Below are 17,638 nucleotides of genomic sequence, written 5' to 3'. Positions count from 1 at the left end.
GAAAGAGGGCACGACGCGAGAGTTCCTGCGTAGGTGCCACCTCGCTGCGGGGAATGTCCCTGGCACGTCGTTTGCGTCGACGTCGGACGCTACCGGCGACTGGAACTCATCGCCGAGTCACGACGAACTTTTCCCTGAGACTCCTGACCGAGGAACGACGAATGAACAAGAAACTACTGCGAATCGGCATCGCTGCCTCACCCGTTTTGTTGGCGCTGATGACGACACCGCTGCACGCCGTTGACGACGAGAACGCCGGACCTCGACGCGAAGATGATGCCTGGTACGACGTGTCGGAATGGTTCGACGGGAACGACTACAACCCGACCGACGAAGCGATCGGTCGCTGGGACGACGAGCAATTCGGCTACTTTGATTCCCTGTCCAGTACGGACAGTGACAACGATCGGGGATCCGTGCCGGCCGAGGAATTCTATGGCGAAGACTATGACGACGGCTACGCGACTTGGCGTGACGACGATAACGACGGAACCTACGAATCCGTCAGCCGCTATCACGACACCGACGGCGACAAGCTGAACGACAGCTATGCGACCTACCGCGATGACGATGGAGACGGCGTGTACGACAACTACGAGTTTTCTGAGCTGTCGAGCACGCCCGACAATGCAGTGCACAGCAGCAAGATCGCGCAGAGCACCCAGCAGGGGCTCAGTGGTAAATCGTACAAAGTCACTTGCACCGTTGCCGACACCAAGCTGGTGAACCGACTGGGGGAGATCAGCCTGTTGGTGCAGATCGAGGGCGCCGAGGGAAACGTCGACTGGGTGGATTTCGGGTCCAGCGGAACGACCCTGCAACTGTTTAAAGGCGACAAATTCACCGCGTTTGGTCCAGTCGCCAAACGAGGAGACAAGAATGTTCTGGTCGCAACAACCTTGGAACAGGATGGAAAGCAACGAAAAATCGAACGTACAGGTCGTCGCTACCGCGGAACGATTGAGTCAACCCGAACCGCGAAGGTGAAAGGCGAGGAGCATTTGGTCGTGAAAATCAAGACCGAAAACGGGAAGAAGTTGACCGTCGACATGGGAGACCCGGCCTCGGCAAAGGACGCCGAAAAAGGCAGTGAAATCACGGTCGCCGGCGTGCCGGTGAAGATCGGTGATCGCGTGATCTTGATCGCCGACCAATCGCAAAACTAGTCCGTCGATTCCGACGGCGTCACGGGCTTTTGATTTAATCAGCCGTTTGGCGCGAGCCCAATGCCACCTATTCTGGACCCTATCGGGTGGCGCGGTCCCAAAAACCCGGTTTTGGCACGATTTTTGCGCCTGGCAGGTAAGTTTACACTTACTGCCTTTCTGACTGGGAATCGCCATGGTCGACCCGACGACACTCGGTGCCGATGAAGAGTCTCGCTTTGGCAAAGCCAAAGCGTTGCTGGCTGAGCTTCTTGAATTACCCAAACTACAACGGGTCTTTGAAGATCACGATTGTGCCAACGCGCGGATGGTCTATACGCAGGCCCCGACCCTCTGGCTACTCGTTTTACAACGGCTCGAAGGAGGCATCTCACTAACCGATGCCGTCGCAGATTTGCTCAAAAATCATACGGATATTTTGCCTGACAATCGAAGGGTTCAAGAGAATCGCCTTTCCGAAAACAATTCGGCCTACAACGCCGCCAGAAAAAGGATTCCGCTCGCTGTCGTGGAAGAGTTTTCCCATCGAATCTGCGATCACCTTGCTTCCCGCGCTCCCAAAGCCTTTCTCGATCGACGTGTATTCATTATCGATGGGACGACGATCACGCTTCCTCCGACCGAAGCACTTCAGAAAGCGTTCCCGCCGGCGTCCAACCAACACGGAGAGACGGTTTGGCCTATTGCGAGATTGCTGGTCGCAAATGAAATGCAGACCGGGTGCGCGTTGTTGCCGCAAGTCGATCCGATGTACGGAGCGGACAACAAAAGTGAACTTGAGCAAGCCAAGCCGATTATTGAACGACTCCCGAAACGCTCGATCGTTCTGGCTGATAGCGGTTTTGGGATTTTTAATGTCGCCCACCACTGCCAATTACATCATCAAGACTTCGTGCTGCGGCTGACCAAACAGCGATTCAGGTCGTACCGCAAGTCGGCTACGTTGGTCGACCAAGGGGACGGGTACAAGACGTTTCACTTGATTTGGCGGCCGACACCGAAGGACCGCCGAACCAATCTCGATCTTAGTAAAGACACGTCTATCGAAGTCTTTCTCCACCAAATTGAACTTGAAAATGGAGACACGCTGGAGATCGTGACGAGCCTTGAGACGGACGCTCACTCGGCCGCTGCCCTGTACGTTCGTCGCTACGATGTGGAGTTCGATATCCGCGATGTCAAAGTGACGATGGACACAGAAAACATTCGCGCCAAGAGTGTCGACACGGTGATGAAGGAGCTAATGGGATCGATCATCGCTTATAATCTTGTCGCTCAGCTACGCAAACAAGCAGCGAAATTGATTCGAGTTGACCCTCGCGAGCTCAGCTTCACGGGAGTTTGGACGACGTTCAAGCATCATCTGCTACGTGAAAAGCTTACGACCCTGGAGGAATGGAGGCTGGCTTATCACGGCGCTTTGGTGAGCGCAGCGGGCCGCAAACTTCCCAATCGAAAATTGCCTCGCAGCTACCCACGCATAGCCCACCCGCGGCGCCAAAAGACAACGAAATTCCAGAAGTCACTTCGAAGAAAAAAACAGCAGCCCGATGATATACCACCCGAATGACCACAAAGTAGGTGGCATTGGGCGCGAGCCTGCGGGTGCCGGTGAGTAACTGACATGATGAATGCCCGAACGCTTGCGCGCTCGCGACTAATCCCACGTACGATCGGCTTAAATCAACAGGTCGGTTAGCCACCGGAATGGAAAGACCTCGATCACGGAGGCCTGAAAGGCCGGCACAATCGGTCTCATGAGCTGCGGGTACCGCTAAAAGCTGGGGAATTGTGTCGGCCCGCTGGACGTCAATTGTATTACTGAGCGGCTTTTGGGCAAGCACCGCTCTGCGGTGCACACAGCAGAGCGGTGCCACAACAAAGCCCGGAGTCGCGAAGCGCACTCCGGGTGGGGGCGCAAAGGACAGGGGAACCCCAGCGGGGTTCAACAAACGGCGCGGCACAATCCGGGGTGCGCAAACGGCGGCGTGAATCGGGCGAACCGTGTTGCTCTGTTCAACCCCGTTGGGGTTGGCGGCCTGTTGGCGACCGGAACTTGGGGTGCGCGGGCGCGACCCCAAGCTTTGATGTGGCACGCCGCTGGCGTGCGGGCCGCAGGAGCGGTTGCCGCTCGCGAGTCGTTCCCACAACGCGGTTGCCGTGCATTTTTTTGTGATTGCAAACAGAGCGTCTCAGTTCGATGACTGAGCCATGGCTTCGTCGAACCGCTGATCGAATTGTGCGAACAGTTGCAAGGTTTCGGGACGGTCGAGGACGGCTTGGACCTCGTTTGCTCCGATATCAACTTCGGTTTCGGACTCGAGTTCCTTTGCGGTTGCGTCTTCGCTCTCAAGGACTCGCTTGGCACTTTTCATCGCCGCGGCCTTCCATCCTCCCACGCCGGACAGTGTGTCGCTGATGGTCGCCTTGATCACTTGGAAATCCATCCGCTTGAAGGATTGCTCGAATGCGGCGTGCATTCGGGTCGCCTGATCGGCGCGACCGCTCAGCTGCTCGTGTTTCAGGTATCTCTCGAGCGTCCGGCCCAGCAGCACGGTTCGCATGATTTCCAGGGGCACGCCGCGCACCGACGTCGCGATCGAGACGGCTTTGCGAACCGGAAATAGCAGTAGTTTGACGGGGACCTTGGCGGCCTGGGAGATCGCTCCAGAGAACCAACCGCGGTCGTTGTCGTAAAACGGTTCCAGGTCATCGAGCATTGCCTCTTGTTCGTAGGCGGCAAGTGTGCGCGAGACGACAAAGCGACGACACCGATTGCGAACGAGGTCATCGACAAAGGGGACGGGAATGAATCGTGACGCGGCGGAAACGATGCCCGCGGCGACCCATTGATGCGTAAGCCATGCCTTGGTCATGTTGTGTGTCAATTTGGGGTATTGCCGTTTACGCGGTCGAGACAGCAGGGTTCTGGTCCGCGGGCAGGCCGCCGTCGACTGCGTTTGCCCAAACGTTTTTCTCCAGCAGCGTCGCATTGCCTGTCAGCGTGCTGAACGCCACGTCCGCGGCATCGCGGCCAACCCCGATGCGGACCAATCCAACAGTGGATGCCAACTTGGTCGGGTCGAATAGGTACCACTGGCCTCCCAGATAGGCTTCCATGAACCCATGGTAGTCGGCAGGTTGCAGATCGACTGCGTACCCGGAAACATATCGAGCTGGGATTCCGATGCCACGGCACAGCGTGATGGCAAGGTGCGCGTAATCGCGACAGACGCCTGTCCGTTGCGTCAAGACGTCGGACGCAGTGGTCGTCGCAGTCGTGCTTCCGGGGGTGTAAGACAGATGATGATTGACCCAGTCACAGATCGCTTGGACACGGCTGAAGCCTGGATTCAGTTGGCCAAACTCATCAAACGCGAACTTCGCCAATGCGTCGCTTTCGCAGTAGCGGCTCGGGTTCATGTAGGTCAAGACTTCCGGTGGCATTTCCGCTGCCGGTGTTTCGCCGACGTCGTGAGGCTGGTCAAGTTCTGGGGTCAAGTCCGCGGTCGCTTGATAGGAAATCGACAGCCGACATGGCTCGACGACCACGCGATGAAGCCGGTTGCCTTCCAAGCCGACCTGACATTGTTCGACGTTGACCATTGGGTCGAGCTGCAAGCTCTCATTGGCAATCACTTGATGCGGTGTCGATGTCGCAGCAATCTTGAGCAGAAAAATGGTTGTTTGACGGACGTCGTAAACGAGCGTGCTACCGATCTGGATTTGAGTCATTGGTGGTCCTGTTATTTCGTCGCCGACCGAGGGAGCCTGTAAACGGTTTGTCAGGAAGGTCAACGCGTGTGAGATCTTGTGGTTCGGTCGTCGGTCGAGATGGACCTGATGGCGACGCAGGCTGTTGCTGCACGTTTTGCGCCAAACCAACAGCCAGACTTTCCGTCAGCAGCGGAGTCTCGCGACGGAGGCGACGCCGTTGTACGGTCAGTCTGTGGTGGGAACCGGTGAGAGCTTTAGGCCTTGTTTGGTCGCTCGCTCGGCCCACCGTTCCCGTGCAACCTTCTGCATATCCACCGCAGCGTCCTGTTCGTCAACGATTTCCATGCCCAGCAACGTTTCGACGACATCCTCCAGGGTCACGACGCCTTCCATTCCGCCGTAATCATCCACGACAAGGGCGATGTGGGCACGATTGTCGAGTAACTGGTCAAACGCCTCGGCAATCGACGTCTCCTCTTTCACCGTCTCAAGTTCACGGATGAAATCGGTGAGGGGGCGATCAAATTCGTCTGCCGCGATCGCACTCAATAGATCAGTCTTCAACACAAATCCCGAGACGTGGTCGCGGCGGTCGGTAAACAACGGGATTCGTGAAACGGGAAGCTTGTCGATTTCGTCGGAAATTTCTCCCAGCGTTTTGGATTCTTGCAGCGCGATGACCACGGTGCGCGGTGTCATCACGTCGGCAACCGTGAACGAATCGAGTTTCAGCAAATTACGCATGATCTTTGATTCGCGCTTCTTCAATAGCCCTTCATTCGTACCAAGCTCCGCGATCGCCGAAATCTCTGCACGAGTCACCAGTTTCTGTTTCTCGTCTCCCGCGATCAGCTTCGTCAACAGCTCGGATAGCCATACCAGGGGAAGCATCAGGTAGATCAGGCCTTGGACAAAAATCGCGACGATTCCGGCAAGCCGTCGCCAATGCAGCGCCCCGATGGTCTTGGGGATGATTTCGCTGAGCACCAGGATCAGCAGTGTCAGTACGGCACTGGTCACCCCGACGTAGGCGTCGCCATAGACCTTCGCCGCTTGGGCACCCACGCCAGCGGCGCCCACGGTATGGGCAATCGTGTTCAGGCTAAGGATCGCGGACAGCGGTCGATCGATATTCGTTTTCAGGTCGATGATGCGTTTCGCGGACCTGGACGGATCCTGCTTGCGCTCTGCGATATAGCTGGGCGTGATCGAAAGCAGCACCGCTTCGGCAATCGAACAAAGGAACGAGAACCCGATGGCGATCAGGAGATAAATGATGAGAAGTACAAGGTCCACGACAATTTCCCCGAAAGACGCGATTGAACAGGCGAAGCATGAGAAGTGCAAGCAAACACCATGCCGTCGCCGCAAACTCCCTGAGTGGCGAGACGACGAGGCGGGTGAGGTCTGCAGGGTCGACGGGGGGCAAGAACTCGGCGTTACGTCGCTTCCACTTCTCCCTGCGACTCGGTTCCGGTTTCGATCCGGTTGCGGTCGGCGTCTTCGATTAAGTCAGAGATCTGTTGGAACAGCTTCTCAAAATCGACCGGCTTGGGGTGAAACGCATCGCAACCGGCCGCGATCGCGCGCGATTCATCGCCCGGTAACGCGTAAGCGGTCAGAGCAATCACCGGAATTCGGTTGGCAGCGTCTGCCGCTCGGATCTGCATCGTTGCCTCCAGGCCGTCCAACTCGGGCATGTTGACATCCATCAAAATGAGCGATGGGTCCGACTGCGCCGTGGCCAGGATGGCTTCCAGCCCGTTGGTCGCTGTGACAACGGCATATCCGTGTTTCTGCAATTTCAGAGTCATCATCTCACGAATGTCGTCGTGATCGTCGACGATAAGGATTGTCTTCATGATCGGGCCTGTTGATGAGGGCAATGGGTTAAGGAGCTAACGATGCGATTGGCCATTCCTCCCGTGCTGGACGCCTAAACCAAGGTCACGGAGTCGCGGCGGCTCAGGATGGAGTCTATTTTGGAGCGAGTCTGGGAATACGATGTCGCCATTCCGGTCGCGCCAGCCTTTCGGAACTTGATGAACAGCTTGTCAAAATTTTTGAATTTGCCGAGGCATGAAACCAAGATTGGGCCGGTGTAGCCCTCGTTGCGAACGGACCGGCACAAATACCTCGCTTGGACGAACCCGCCTTTGGGAAGCACCACAATGACGACCATGGATGGATCGCGTCGCGCAATCTCTTGTCCGACCTGTTGGGGGAGGATGTCGTCGTCGATGCTATCGAGGTTAAAAAGACCAACTCCGCCGATGCGAAGTAGATTTAAGACAAGCAATTCACTGAAGTGGTGCGATGTGCATCCGATGATGTTCGGGACGTCGACTGCACTTGCGACATCGATCTCATGATCCGACGGCTCGTCACTCGGGGCGACGCACCGATCAAGTTCCGCAATCAATCCGCCGGCCATGGCGAGCAAGCGGTTGGCGTCGACATCGGTCAAGTGTTCTTCGTCGTGGTCTCTGCGGATGCGTTTGATCATCGGGATCAAGAATTCATCACACGTTGACTCCAGAGTGTTTTCACGCGTGTGTTCATTCAACATCTCCTTGGCACGGTGTTCGTCGCCAGCCAGCAAGCGTTGGTACAGGCGCATCGACGGTTTGATCGCAACCTCTTCGCTCAGCAGTGTCGAGAGAACCTTAAAACGTGGGACGTAGCGGCCCAGCACCACCAAGCAAACGGTCAGCGGCGTCGAAAGCAGCAAGCCGACTGGCCCCCAGAGCCAGCCCCAGAAGACTGCCGCCACGATCACCGCCACGGCTGAAATGCCGGTGCTGGTCCCGTACAGCCACGGCTCGAGAACGTTGTTGCTGACCAGTTCCATCGTGATGATGAGTGCAAGCACCGCCAACGCGACCCCGTAGCCCGGAAAGACCGATAGCGCAAGCGCCAGCGGAAAAACCGCGGCCGCGGTTGGGCCGAGATAGGGCACGAAACGCAGGCAAGTTGCCAGAACGCCCCAAAGGATCGCGTTAGGAAAGCTGCCGGCCTCGGTCATCGTGACGCCAATGACGGTGAGCCCGAGCGTCAGCACGAACCCGTACGAGGCGTTGATGATGGACTGGGCCATCAGGTAGCGACTGATGCGGCTCGCGGCTTCGTCCAGTGCTTCGGTCGTCGTAACGTAGTTTCCTTGGCTGACGACGTAAATGATTCGATCACGCAAGTCCTCGCGATGGACCAACATGAATAGCGCAAAGACGCTCACCAAACCGGCCGTCGCAAGGGGGCTCAGCACGGTTCCGGCCGTTGTCGCCCAGGAAGCAAGCGGAAGGTCTGATTGAACCTCTTTGACGTACAGCGGCGCCTTGGCGGAGGTGCCATCATGGGTGATGTCTTCGGCGTTCTTGGCCGGACCAGGTAGCAGCGTTTCCCAAAAAGAGCCTTCATCCGACGGCTCACCCACGCCGTTTTCACTCTCCTCGATCGCTTCGGTCACTTCCTCGGCGAGGTCTCCCAGCGACCCGCTCACCCCGGTCGTCATCCCGCCAAGACTCCTGGCTTTGGCGACCAGTTCGTGTTTGTGTTTGGGGAGATCACCGACTAGTGAGGTCAGTTCCCGAGCGATCAAGGTGAATCCGCTCGCGAGCAGGATAAAGGCCAACGCAGCGGTCGTCACAACCGCCGCGATGTTTGGGATGCCCGCACGTTCGAGTCGATTGACGATGGGGCTGAGCAAGAACGAAAGCAGTAATCCGAGTGCCAGTGGAATGAAGACATCGCGGGCAAAGTACAGTGCCGCGACGATTAAAACCGTCGCGAGCAACTGTGCGACCGACGCAAGGGTTGCGAGATCGGATTTACGGTTTGCCATTCACGATGTCATGTCTGCTAGAGTTCTCACGTGGTGCCGATCGAGGCGGGGCTCAAACGGCAGGTCCGCGTCGTCCCATGACCAGTCCAATGATGAACAGGACCAGGAACACGACGAACAAAATTTTTGCGATCGTAGCAGCGGTTCCGGCAACGACGCCAAAGCCGAGCACACCAGCGATCAAAGCGATAATCAAAAAGGTTAAAGCCCAGCCTAACATGGCATTCTCCAAGGGTTGAATGGTTTGCCTCGTGGCCGTGAACGTCACCGCCGTGCGAGGACTTTCCCCTCAATGCGATTGTCGTGCCAAAGGTAATTGCAGCGAATTTCGTGGCGTAAATCACCGTTGCCAGACGGTGCGCTGGACGTTTCGCGACCAGGATGGCCGTGAAACGGACAGCGGCAGCCCGTCGCTGCGCGTGTTCTCTGCAAGCTCGCCCCCGATGATGACCTGCTGTCGCGCCTGTTCCAAAGAACGGGAGCAAGTCAACCGAGCGTGGCGTTGCGTTTCGTGATTCGATGGATGCGATGTAGAATCAATAGCGAGACGGAGTTCAGGCACCGCCGGGAACCGTTGTCTTACACAGGGAGAGTCAGGTGAAGAAAATTGCAGTGACGTCGGCCAGTGGCCAGCTCGGTTCGGAAATCGTCAAAGCGACGATCGAACGGGTCGGCAAGGAAAATGTGGTTGGTCTCGCCCGAACACCTCAAAAAGCCCAGACACTGGGTGTCGACATCCGGCCCGGTGATTACGGATCGCCAACGGAGCTCGAACACTCGCTGCAAGGGATCGACGCCGTCTTGCTGGTGTCCGGAATGGACACCCCCGACAATCGGATCGGCCAGCACCGCAACGTGATCGAAGCGGCGAAGTCGGCTGGGGTGACCAAGATGGTTTACACCAGTATCCAAGGAGCCGAAGAAAACACCGCATTCTCGCCGATCGTGCAAAGCAATCGGCAAACCGAACAAGACGTCCGCGACAGTGGTCTGGAGTGGGTGATCGGCCGTAACGGAATCTACATCGAGCCCGACGTCGAGTACATCGAAACCTACAAGCAACGGGGGGAAATCGCGAACTGCGCCGGCGACGGACTGTGCGGCTACACGACACGCAGCGAACTGGCGTTCGCCTACTCGCGGATGCTGACCGAGCCGAAACACAACGGTCAAACTTACAACTTGCACGGTGAAGCGATCACACAAGCGACATTGGCCGACTACCTCAACAGCGCATTCGGCACCGACTTGAACTACCGCGAGATGTCGGTTGCCGAATATCGAGCCGATCGTGTCGCAGATCTCGGCGAGTTCCTGGGCAACATCATCGCGGGAATCTACGAAGGAATCCGCAATGGGGCCGCCGATAACGAAAGTCAATTCGAGACAGCCGCCGGTCGTCCCCACCAAAGTTGGCGAGAGTACTTCCGAGGACTTTCCGGCACAACGCATCGACAGCGGCGAGGCCATGGGGGTGGCGGATCTGCGCCCAAGTGATGCTCGTCGCCTCGGCTCGCCAGCGTACGGCGTTTCGCGTCGAGCCCGGATCGTCTCGCAATGCGTCTGCAGCAACTCTCGTCACAGCGACGGAACGGCGTTTGCTGTGAACTGGTAAAGTGGGGCCAAGGGGGCCTTCGATTCAGGCCTTCGATTCAGTCAGGCCGACGAGATTTCAGGTAGGATGGTGCCGATGAGCAATGAAACGATCGGCAACGATTCAAATCTACGCTTCGGCCTGGAACACTTCCCGTGGCTTGACCCCTTCGTCCCAAATCGTTGGTGGCGTGGTGGTTGGCTTCAGACGCTGTCCATCAAAGCGGTTCGAACAGACTTGGACACGGACCGATGGCCCGGTAGCGTCCAGTTCGATATCGTCGGAGATCAGACACCACCGGACGTGCTGAGTGGCTATTATTTGCCGGCCCAGGGCCCTGGCTCCGACCGGCCGCTGGTGGTGATCGTCCATGGGATGGGCGGTCACGCCCGTAGCGGCTACATGCTCAGCATGGCCGAGCGATTGCTTGAAGCCGGTTTTCCGGTCGTCCTATGGAACAACCGCGGCGCAGGGGATTCGGCGCAAAGCTGTCGACGATTCCACCATCCCGGGTTCACCGATGATTTGAGTGACTTGTGCGAGTATTTGCGAACCGACCGGTCGACTTGGTGTGAACACGGTTTGGCGGCGGTCGCGTTTTCGCTCGGCGGCAACGTGTTGTTGCGGTATCTCGCGGAGACCGGAGACGATTCACCATTTTCGATCGCCGCCGGTATCTCTACACCCCACGACGATCGCACCAAAATTAGGCTGCAAACAGGAGTTTCTCGAGGAATTCGCTGTTCCAGCCAGCGATTTTTCGCTTCCGCCTGAGGCTCTTCTTCCGAGTGTCTCGCTTGAGAAGCGTCGTCACAAACCGACGAGCAAAGCTCATGTTCGATGTCGCGTTCTTGGTTCGGAGCCGACTGGAGTCCTCATGAAACACGACATCGAGGACCCAGTGCATGCTCTCTATACTCCAATGGCTACGAGCACAATTTGAGAATTCATGCACCCGCGCCGGTCGGCTCGAAATGTAGTAGCGAACATCGCTTGATTGCCGGTCACCACGAGTCGTGCAAGTATTCGCTTGGCAGATACTTTTTGCTCCTTTCCACTGGTCGGTCAGTTCGCGAAGTGCTTTTGGAATTGGGCAGGTCGCATAGAAGCGTTCCTCTTCACGCGCGGCCTGCTTTCCTGTGGTCGTCATTGCCCGAACACCGTGGGCTGTGAGCCCATCGTTATGGGCCATCTCAAAGTGATCGGCGATGGCAGCACAGAGCTTGGGATGGTTGTCTTTGACAGCGAACAGATAGTCGCCACCTCCCTCGACGATCTTTTCAGCAATCGACTTTTGGCATCCCATGGCATCGAGCGTCACGATCGAATTGCGTAAGTCGATTAGATCGAGCAATTCGGGAATTGCCGTGATTTCGTTGGACTTTGAGTCGACCTCGGTTTGCCCAAGCGTGACACCATTTGCGGTCGCCCAGGCACTGACGATATGAATCGCATCAGATTTCTCCGCATCGGTATAGGATCCGCGCACCGTCTTGCCATCGATCGCAACGTGAACGGGACGATTGTCGTCCTTGCTGGCGTGATCCCAATTAATCTCGCAGAGATGAGCGTGCCATTGAAGCAGCGCCTTCTGAAACTCGGCTGGTTTGATCAGGGACAACACTCGCGTGATGGTATCGTGAGACGGAATGCCGGCATCAAAGTCGGCGAATTTGGATAGCCAATCCAGTTTCTCACCACCGAAGCTTTCGATCTCATCAGGTCCGTCCGCGCCTGCGATGACCGCCGAGACAACCAAAAACAGAATCGAGTTAAGTGGATGGATTGTCCGGCCTGCGACTCGCGGGTCGCCGACCTGATCAAAACACTCGTGAAACACATCGATTTGGGAAGCCATTGCCATCTCCATAACAGGGCAGTGAAAAACCAGTCTGGCTGAATTTATTGGCAGAGGGGTTCACTGAGGCAAGGCTTCGACGAATACTGAAACCAGATTTTGGTGCGATCGTCGTGCTCTACACCCCTGGACATGCACACGACGTCACAAAACTTGCGACGTGGTGCCAACCGCTTGTTCGATCGCTACCTGTTGCATCGCCAGCGAAAAGAACTTCTTCGTGAAGGGAGCGACCTTTGCGACGAGGAGCGGCAGGTGATCCAATCGGCCCGTTCCGTTTGGGACTTGGACGATCGGTTTACCGCGCCGCGGTTCGATTATGAAAACGCGGAAGAGTTCTATCGCGAAAATTCTGCGATTTATGTCCTTGATGAAATCTCAATCCCAACGTTGTTGTTTCATGCGATGGACGATCCGGTGGTCGATGACGACGTGTTTCGCGATCGAGATTGGTCGGCGGAAGGACCGCTCTTCCCCGCGCTTGCCCAGTCGGGCGGCCACACGGGGTTCCTCGATCAGGATGGCCAGCGATGGCATGAACGGGCAATCGTGAACTTTTTCACCCACGTCGACCACTGATCGCGGCGAAACGCTTCCCCCAATCTGATTTCAGGATGCGCAGATGGCTTGGAAAGACTGGTACGACTCACTGGCCAAACCTTCGTGGACGCCCGAACCAGCAACCATCGGTCTGATCTGGCAGATCCTCTATCCAATCATCTTGCTCACGTTTACCTTCGTGTTCGTACAAGCTGTTCGGAAAAAAGTTCCATGGAAGGTGGCGTTGCCGTTTGCCATCAATCTGGTTGCCAACCTGGTCTTCACGGCCATCCAATTCGGGCTGCGAAACCTACCGTTGGCCGCACTCGACATCCTGATCGTCTGGGCGACGATCATCTGGATGATGGTGGCGGTGTGGAAACACTACCGGTGGGTTGCCGCGGCACAGTTGCCGTATTTCGTCTGGGTCTCGATTGCGACCGTGCTGCAACTGTCGATCACATGGTGGAACCTCGACCGATGACCCGGTGACTGCGTCAAAGGCTGATGCGGCAGCGAAGGGACCGGGCAAGCGGCCTGTCGATTTAAGCCCGCATGCGTAAGCAAGGGGCCACACGGCGCAACTCGCTCACGCGTCGCGCTGAACATCATCGCGTTGATTTCGGCACATCGATTAAATCGACAGGCCGCAAGCCGGGTGTCGTCATTCTCGGCAATAGGACAACGCCAACAGCGAGTATGCGGTGACAAGGTTTCGGTTGCCTTCCATCCACCGATCACTGGATCGATTGACCCATGACCCGTCGTCTTGTTGGGCGTCGGTCAACGTCACGACCAATTCACGATTCCACACATGATTGTTGCCGTCGGCGTCGGTTAGCACGCGGAGCTTGGCGGCGCCAAGTGCTTTGGCGAAGGTGTGGTAGTAATAATACAGCCCGGCCTGTCCCATTCCCGGATTTTCGGTCAGTGAATAGTGGTCCTGGATAAAGTTCATGGCGGCGATCACACGCGGATCGGATTCCGTTAGCCCGGCATGGATCAGGCTTTTGAAACCCGCGTAGGTGATCGATCCGTAGCTGCGAAGTCCGCCGCCACCGTCGCGCGTGTCCCCTCCGACCACTTTGGTTTCACCGCCGGCGGCAGGGGTGTAATAGAACCCGCCATCACCTTCGGACGCGGCGTGCGGCAAATCATTTCCGTGGCCGGCCAGGTTTTGTGATCTTGAGACGAAGATCAACGCCTTTTTGATCGCTTCGTCGTTGGCATCGTTGCCCAAGTCCCGCAGTGCATCGATCATGAACGACGTGTTGGAGAGATCGGGGCGGGAGTGGCTGCCGTATCCGGCTCCGCCGTAGGCCGGGTCCGCGGGCGTGAGGCCCTCGCCTTCGTCCCACTGAATCTCTTTCAAAAACGCTTCGGCTCGTTTGAGCTGGCTGTCAAAGCGATCGTCGCGGTTGGCCGCGACCAGTGCCCCAACGGCGACCGACGTTTCATAGTTCCGGTGCCTGGACCCTTTCACATAAATTCCGCCATCGGGCTGGACGTTATCCAGGATCACCTGCAACGCCTTCTTCACCGCTGGCGAATCAACTTCGGTCGGACGGTTTTCCAGAATCGCGCGGACACACAATCCGGTGACGGCGACACCGCTTTCGGGGCTAAAGGATCCGTCGGCGGATTGTCCTCGGTTCTTCAAAAAGCTGATCCCCAACGATACCGCTTCGTCAATCGCGGCATTCGTTTGTCCGGGTGACTGTGGTGCGTTCGCTTTCGCTGGACCGTCCTGGCCGATCGCAAGGACCACCAATCCGACGGCAAGGAGCACACCCGCCACGCGGGTCGAAACACGTTTGGTACCGAAGCTGAGGAGTCGATCAAATTGCACGAAAGTTTTCCTGGCTGAGAATGGATTGGGTGAAGAAGGTCGTTTGACACATCGGTATTCGCCAAGGAGCGCCTGCCCTGGCAAGGAGCGCCGTGAGGAGGCAAAAAACATACCAACCCAAGGCGAGCGATTTTTGTGCGTGAAAACGCAGTCATTGAAGACGCGGCGGCAGAATATCCGCCGTCGCCGATGGATTTCCCGCCGCGCCAATTCCCGGAGCCGGATTGGGGGCCGAGTTCGAGCGATCGCCAGTGGGCGACTTCGCAACGAGCGGTCAATGACCGTCTATACTGTCCCCTGCTGCGTCGCTGCCCTCGCCAGACGGCGGAACGTCCACGCGACGACATTGATTTTCCGTCCGTCGCTTGCCCACCTACCGCAACAGCCCCACCTACCACAACGGTTTTGAGCAGCACCGACTCGGCCGACGTCGATGGATACGTGAATCGAGAGAGATTGCATGAAGGGTCGAATGAATACGTTCGCGCACGATGTGCACGCGAGTGAAGGTCGCTGGATCAGTTCACTTGCGAGTCGTGGTTTTGACGGTGTGCATGTGAAATTGGTTGAACGAGTGACGGTGCGTTTTCTTCTGGTTGTCATTGCATCCGCTTCCGTTTCCATGTCAGCGTTGGCGTCCGCCACGGAACCCTTTGAGGCGTTTCTGGAAAAACATTGCGTCGGCTGCCATGGCTCACAGGAGGAAGAAGGCGACCTGCGGATCGACCGACTGTCGCGAGATTTCAAGGCTGGCCTGGACTCACACCATTGGGCCGAAGCGCTCGACAAGGTCAACAGTGGCGAAATGCCTCCGAAGGATCAGCCGCAGCCGACTCAGGATGAGATCGCGGCGTTCGTGACGAGTCTCGACGCTCGGCTCAAGGACGGCCGCGCGGCGCGGATGGCGGCCCGGCCGGCGGTGGCGCACTATCGACTCAGCCGCAAAGAATACCAGAACACGGTCTATGACTTGCTCGGGGTGCGCTACGATCCATTCATGCCGGGGGAGTTGAACGAGGACACGCTGTGGCGAGGTTTTGAGCGCATCGGGTCGGAGCTTTCGCTGTCGCCGTCGCATGTCGACCGCTACTACCGCGCGGCGGACATCGTGCTCGATCGAGCTTTCTCTGCCACATCCGCCGACGCTCGCATCGTCCGCAAAACGGCAGCGGAGTTGCGTTACGGCGGCGGGAAGATCCAGCAGGAAACGCTCGACCGGTTTGGGATCAAGCGGCCGCTGCGTTTTTTGCTGTTCCCCGGCCGGGTTCAGAATGCGCTCTCGTCCAATTGGTTTGGAAAGACCGGTCCGGAACACAGCGGGCTTTATCGCATGCGGCTGCAAGCCAGCGGAATCCGTCCGCCCGGCGGCCAGCCGGCTCATCTGAGCATTGGCACGCGAACCGGCGAGGAGACCGTCGACGGTCTGATCGAATTTGACATCACGGCACCAGAGGACGGTCCGCAGGTCTATGAGTTCGAGGTGTTTCTCGAAATGCCGACGACGCTGCATTTCTGCGTGGTCGCCACCGATGGGGTGGACCGCAGGGGCGGTGCCGCCTTCCGAAATGCGATCGCCAGTCGGTCGTACATATTTACGCATAGCAGCGAGACTATTCTTCTGAATCCGAACGCCCCGCAGATGTTCGATGACAAAGGCAACGGCATCTTCTCCACCGTGTTGCTCGATTGGATTGAGTGGGAAGGACCGCTGCAAACCGAGGCGGAACGCTCTCGGCGCGAGGGCGTGCTGCCGCCTGATGATGCCGCTGACGAAGTTGTCCCGGAGCATTTGCGGCGATTCGCCGAACGTGCTTGGCGGCGCCCGGTGATGATGGACGAACTGGAGCACTATCTGCAATCGTTCCGCGTCGAGCGCGAGGCGGGCGAAACGGCGGCCGAGGCCTTTCGGATCGCGATGCAGGGCGTGCTGACCTCCCGAAATTTCGTCTATCTCGTCGAAGGTGACCCCGAGCCCCGTGAACGCCTCACGGACTGGGAACTCGCTTCGCGGCTTTCGTATTTTCTCTGGAGTTCGATGCCCGACGATGGCCTCTTCACCGCCGCCATCAGCGGCCAATTGATTGGCGCGGGGCTGGGGACCGAAGTGGACCGCATGCTGACGGACGACCGCATTGAGCGCTTCATCGATGACTTCTCACGGCAGTGGTTGCAGCTTCACCGTGTCGGTATGTTCCCGCCCGACAAACAACTCTACCCCGGCTACGACGACTGGCTCGAGGCGAGCATGCGGGCCGAGCCGGTCGAGTATTTCCGCGAGATGTTCGCGACAAACCAGCCCATTGACGGTTTTCTTCGTTCCGACTGGACGATGGCCAACGCCCGGCTCTGTGATTTCTACGGGCTGCCGGAACCGACCCACAGCGGCTTCCAACGCGTCTCGCTGACGCCGGACGACCATCGCGGCGGTCTGCTCACGATGGGCGCGGTGCTCGGGTTAACGTCCGACGGAACCCGCCACCGACCGGTGCATCGCGGCGTCTGGGTCAGCGAAGCGATCTTCAACAAAACCCCGCCGCCACCTCCGGCCAACGTCGATCCGATCGAACCGAATCCGCCGCAGAGTCCCAAGGCGACGGTCCGTCAGAAGCTTGCCGCGCATGCTCAGAATGCGAGTTGTGCCGCCTGTCACCGAGGCATTGATCCGCTCGGTTTCGCCTTCGACCAGTATGACGCCATCGGCCAATGGAGGACGCACGAACGCGTTGCAGCGGGGACCGGAGACGATCCATCGGTGGATGCCTCGGGCGTCATGCCCGACGGCCGCCCGTTCACCGACTCGGTCGAGTTCAAACGGCTGCTGTTGGAAGACCGCGACAAGGTCGCACGGGCCTTCATCGAACACCTCTGCACCTACGCCCTCCGCCGCGTGCTCACCGTCGATGATCAAGATGACCTCCACGCGATTGAAAACGAAGCGAAGAAGAACGACTATCGAATTCGAGACATCGTCCGCGCGGTGGCTCTGTCGGAACTGATGAGGAAGAGGTGAAGGGAGCTGTTAGCAATTAGCTGTTAGCTGTTAGCTGTTAGCTATTAGCCAGACAACACGATT

General features: G+C 57.7%; 15 protein-coding genes. 7 read left to right on the top strand and 8 right to left on the bottom strand.

Features of this window, described 5'->3' with window-relative positions:
* Window positions 1-161 precede the first annotated feature (161 nt).
* Window positions 162-1,166, top strand: a complete 1,005-nt coding sequence (locus tag TBK1r_RS23640; RefSeq protein ID WP_145216340.1) for a hypothetical protein — start codon at window positions 162-164, stop codon at window positions 1,164-1,166.
* Window positions 1,167-1,341: 175 nt separating this feature from the next.
* Window positions 1,342-2,736, top strand: a complete 1,395-nt coding sequence (locus TBK1r_RS23635; RefSeq protein WP_145207138.1) for an IS4 family transposase — start codon at window positions 1,342-1,344, stop codon at window positions 2,734-2,736.
* Between the two features lie 622 nt (window positions 2,737-3,358).
* Here the strand turns inward: TBK1r_RS23635 and TBK1r_RS23630 are convergent.
* From TBK1r_RS23630 to TBK1r_RS23605, 6 genes are all read right to left on the bottom strand, one after another.
* Window positions 3,359-4,042, bottom strand: a complete 684-nt coding sequence (locus TBK1r_RS23630; RefSeq protein WP_145216337.1) for a hypothetical protein — start codon at window positions 4,040-4,042, stop codon at window positions 3,359-3,361.
* Between the two features lie 28 nt (window positions 4,043-4,070).
* On the bottom strand, window positions 4,071-4,901 hold the full coding sequence (locus TBK1r_RS23625) for a transglutaminase-like domain-containing protein (protein WP_145216334.1): 831 nt from the start codon (window positions 4,899-4,901) through the stop codon (window positions 4,071-4,073).
* Window positions 4,902-5,108: 207 nt separating this feature from the next.
* A complete protein-coding gene (locus TBK1r_RS23620; protein ID WP_145216331.1) occupies window positions 5,109-6,179 on the bottom strand; it encodes a CNNM domain-containing protein in 1,071 nt (356 codons plus the stop codon).
* 143 nt (window positions 6,180-6,322) lie between these two features.
* Window positions 6,323-6,745 (bottom strand): response regulator, encoded by a 423-nt coding sequence (locus TBK1r_RS23615; RefSeq protein ID WP_145216328.1) that lies wholly within the window; start codon window positions 6,743-6,745, stop codon window positions 6,323-6,325.
* A 74-nt stretch (window positions 6,746-6,819) separates the two neighbouring features.
* Window positions 6,820-8,724, bottom strand: coding sequence for an AI-2E family transporter (locus TBK1r_RS23610; protein WP_145216325.1), 1,905 nt, complete (start codon window positions 8,722-8,724; stop codon window positions 6,820-6,822).
* Between the two features lie 52 nt (window positions 8,725-8,776).
* A complete protein-coding gene (locus tag TBK1r_RS23605; RefSeq protein ID WP_473772450.1) occupies window positions 8,777-8,956 on the bottom strand; it encodes a DUF1328 domain-containing protein in 180 nt (59 codons plus the stop codon).
* A gap of 365 nt (window positions 8,957-9,321) precedes the next feature.
* Here TBK1r_RS23605 and TBK1r_RS23600 point away from each other — a divergent pair, with 365 nt between their 5' ends.
* Both TBK1r_RS23600 and TBK1r_RS23595 read left to right on the top strand, forming a co-directional pair.
* Window positions 9,322-10,221, top strand: coding sequence for an SDR family oxidoreductase (locus tag TBK1r_RS23600; protein ID WP_145216322.1), 900 nt, complete (start codon window positions 9,322-9,324; stop codon window positions 10,219-10,221).
* A gap of 193 nt (window positions 10,222-10,414) precedes the next feature.
* Window positions 10,415-11,092 carry an alpha/beta fold hydrolase gene (locus TBK1r_RS23595; protein WP_145216318.1) on the top strand — a complete coding sequence of 226 codons (678 nt, stop codon included), beginning with the start codon at window positions 10,415-10,417 and terminating at the stop codon, window positions 11,090-11,092.
* On the opposite strand, the gene TBK1r_RS23590 is transcribed toward TBK1r_RS23595, so the two are convergent.
* Window positions 11,025-12,188, bottom strand: coding sequence for an ISAs1 family transposase (locus TBK1r_RS23590; protein ID WP_145207505.1), 1,164 nt, complete (start codon window positions 12,186-12,188; stop codon window positions 11,025-11,027). The two genes, TBK1r_RS23595 and TBK1r_RS23590, sit on opposite strands and share 68 nt — an antisense overlap.
* Before the next feature lie 120 nt (window positions 12,189-12,308).
* On the opposite strand from TBK1r_RS23590, the gene TBK1r_RS23585 reads away from it, so the two are divergent.
* Both TBK1r_RS23585 and TBK1r_RS23580 read left to right on the top strand, forming a co-directional pair.
* Window positions 12,309-12,755, top strand: a complete 447-nt coding sequence (locus tag TBK1r_RS23585; RefSeq protein WP_145216315.1) for an alpha/beta fold hydrolase family protein — start codon at window positions 12,309-12,311, stop codon at window positions 12,753-12,755.
* A gap of 43 nt (window positions 12,756-12,798) precedes the next feature.
* Window positions 12,799-13,200, top strand: coding sequence for a TspO/MBR family protein (locus tag TBK1r_RS23580; protein ID WP_145216312.1), 402 nt, complete (start codon window positions 12,799-12,801; stop codon window positions 13,198-13,200).
* 180 nt (window positions 13,201-13,380) lie between these two features.
* Here the strand turns inward: TBK1r_RS23580 and TBK1r_RS23575 are convergent, their stop codons facing one another.
* On the bottom strand, window positions 13,381-14,565 hold the full coding sequence (locus TBK1r_RS23575; protein WP_419580321.1) for a prenyltransferase/squalene oxidase repeat-containing protein: 1,185 nt from the start codon (window positions 14,563-14,565) through the stop codon (window positions 13,381-13,383).
* Window positions 14,566-15,025: 460 nt separating this feature from the next.
* Here TBK1r_RS23575 and TBK1r_RS23570 point away from each other — a divergent pair, with 460 nt between their 5' ends.
* A complete protein-coding gene (locus tag TBK1r_RS23570) occupies window positions 15,026-17,575 on the top strand; it encodes a DUF1592 domain-containing protein (protein WP_419580320.1) in 2,550 nt (849 codons plus the stop codon).
* Window positions 17,576-17,638: the final 63 nt, after the last annotated feature.

This window comes from Stieleria magnilauensis (assembly GCA_007753675.1).
GTDB lineage: Bacteria > Planctomycetota > Planctomycetia > Pirellulales > Pirellulaceae > Stieleria > Stieleria magnilauensis.
This window is presented reverse-complemented; position numbering and strand designations above follow the sequence as displayed.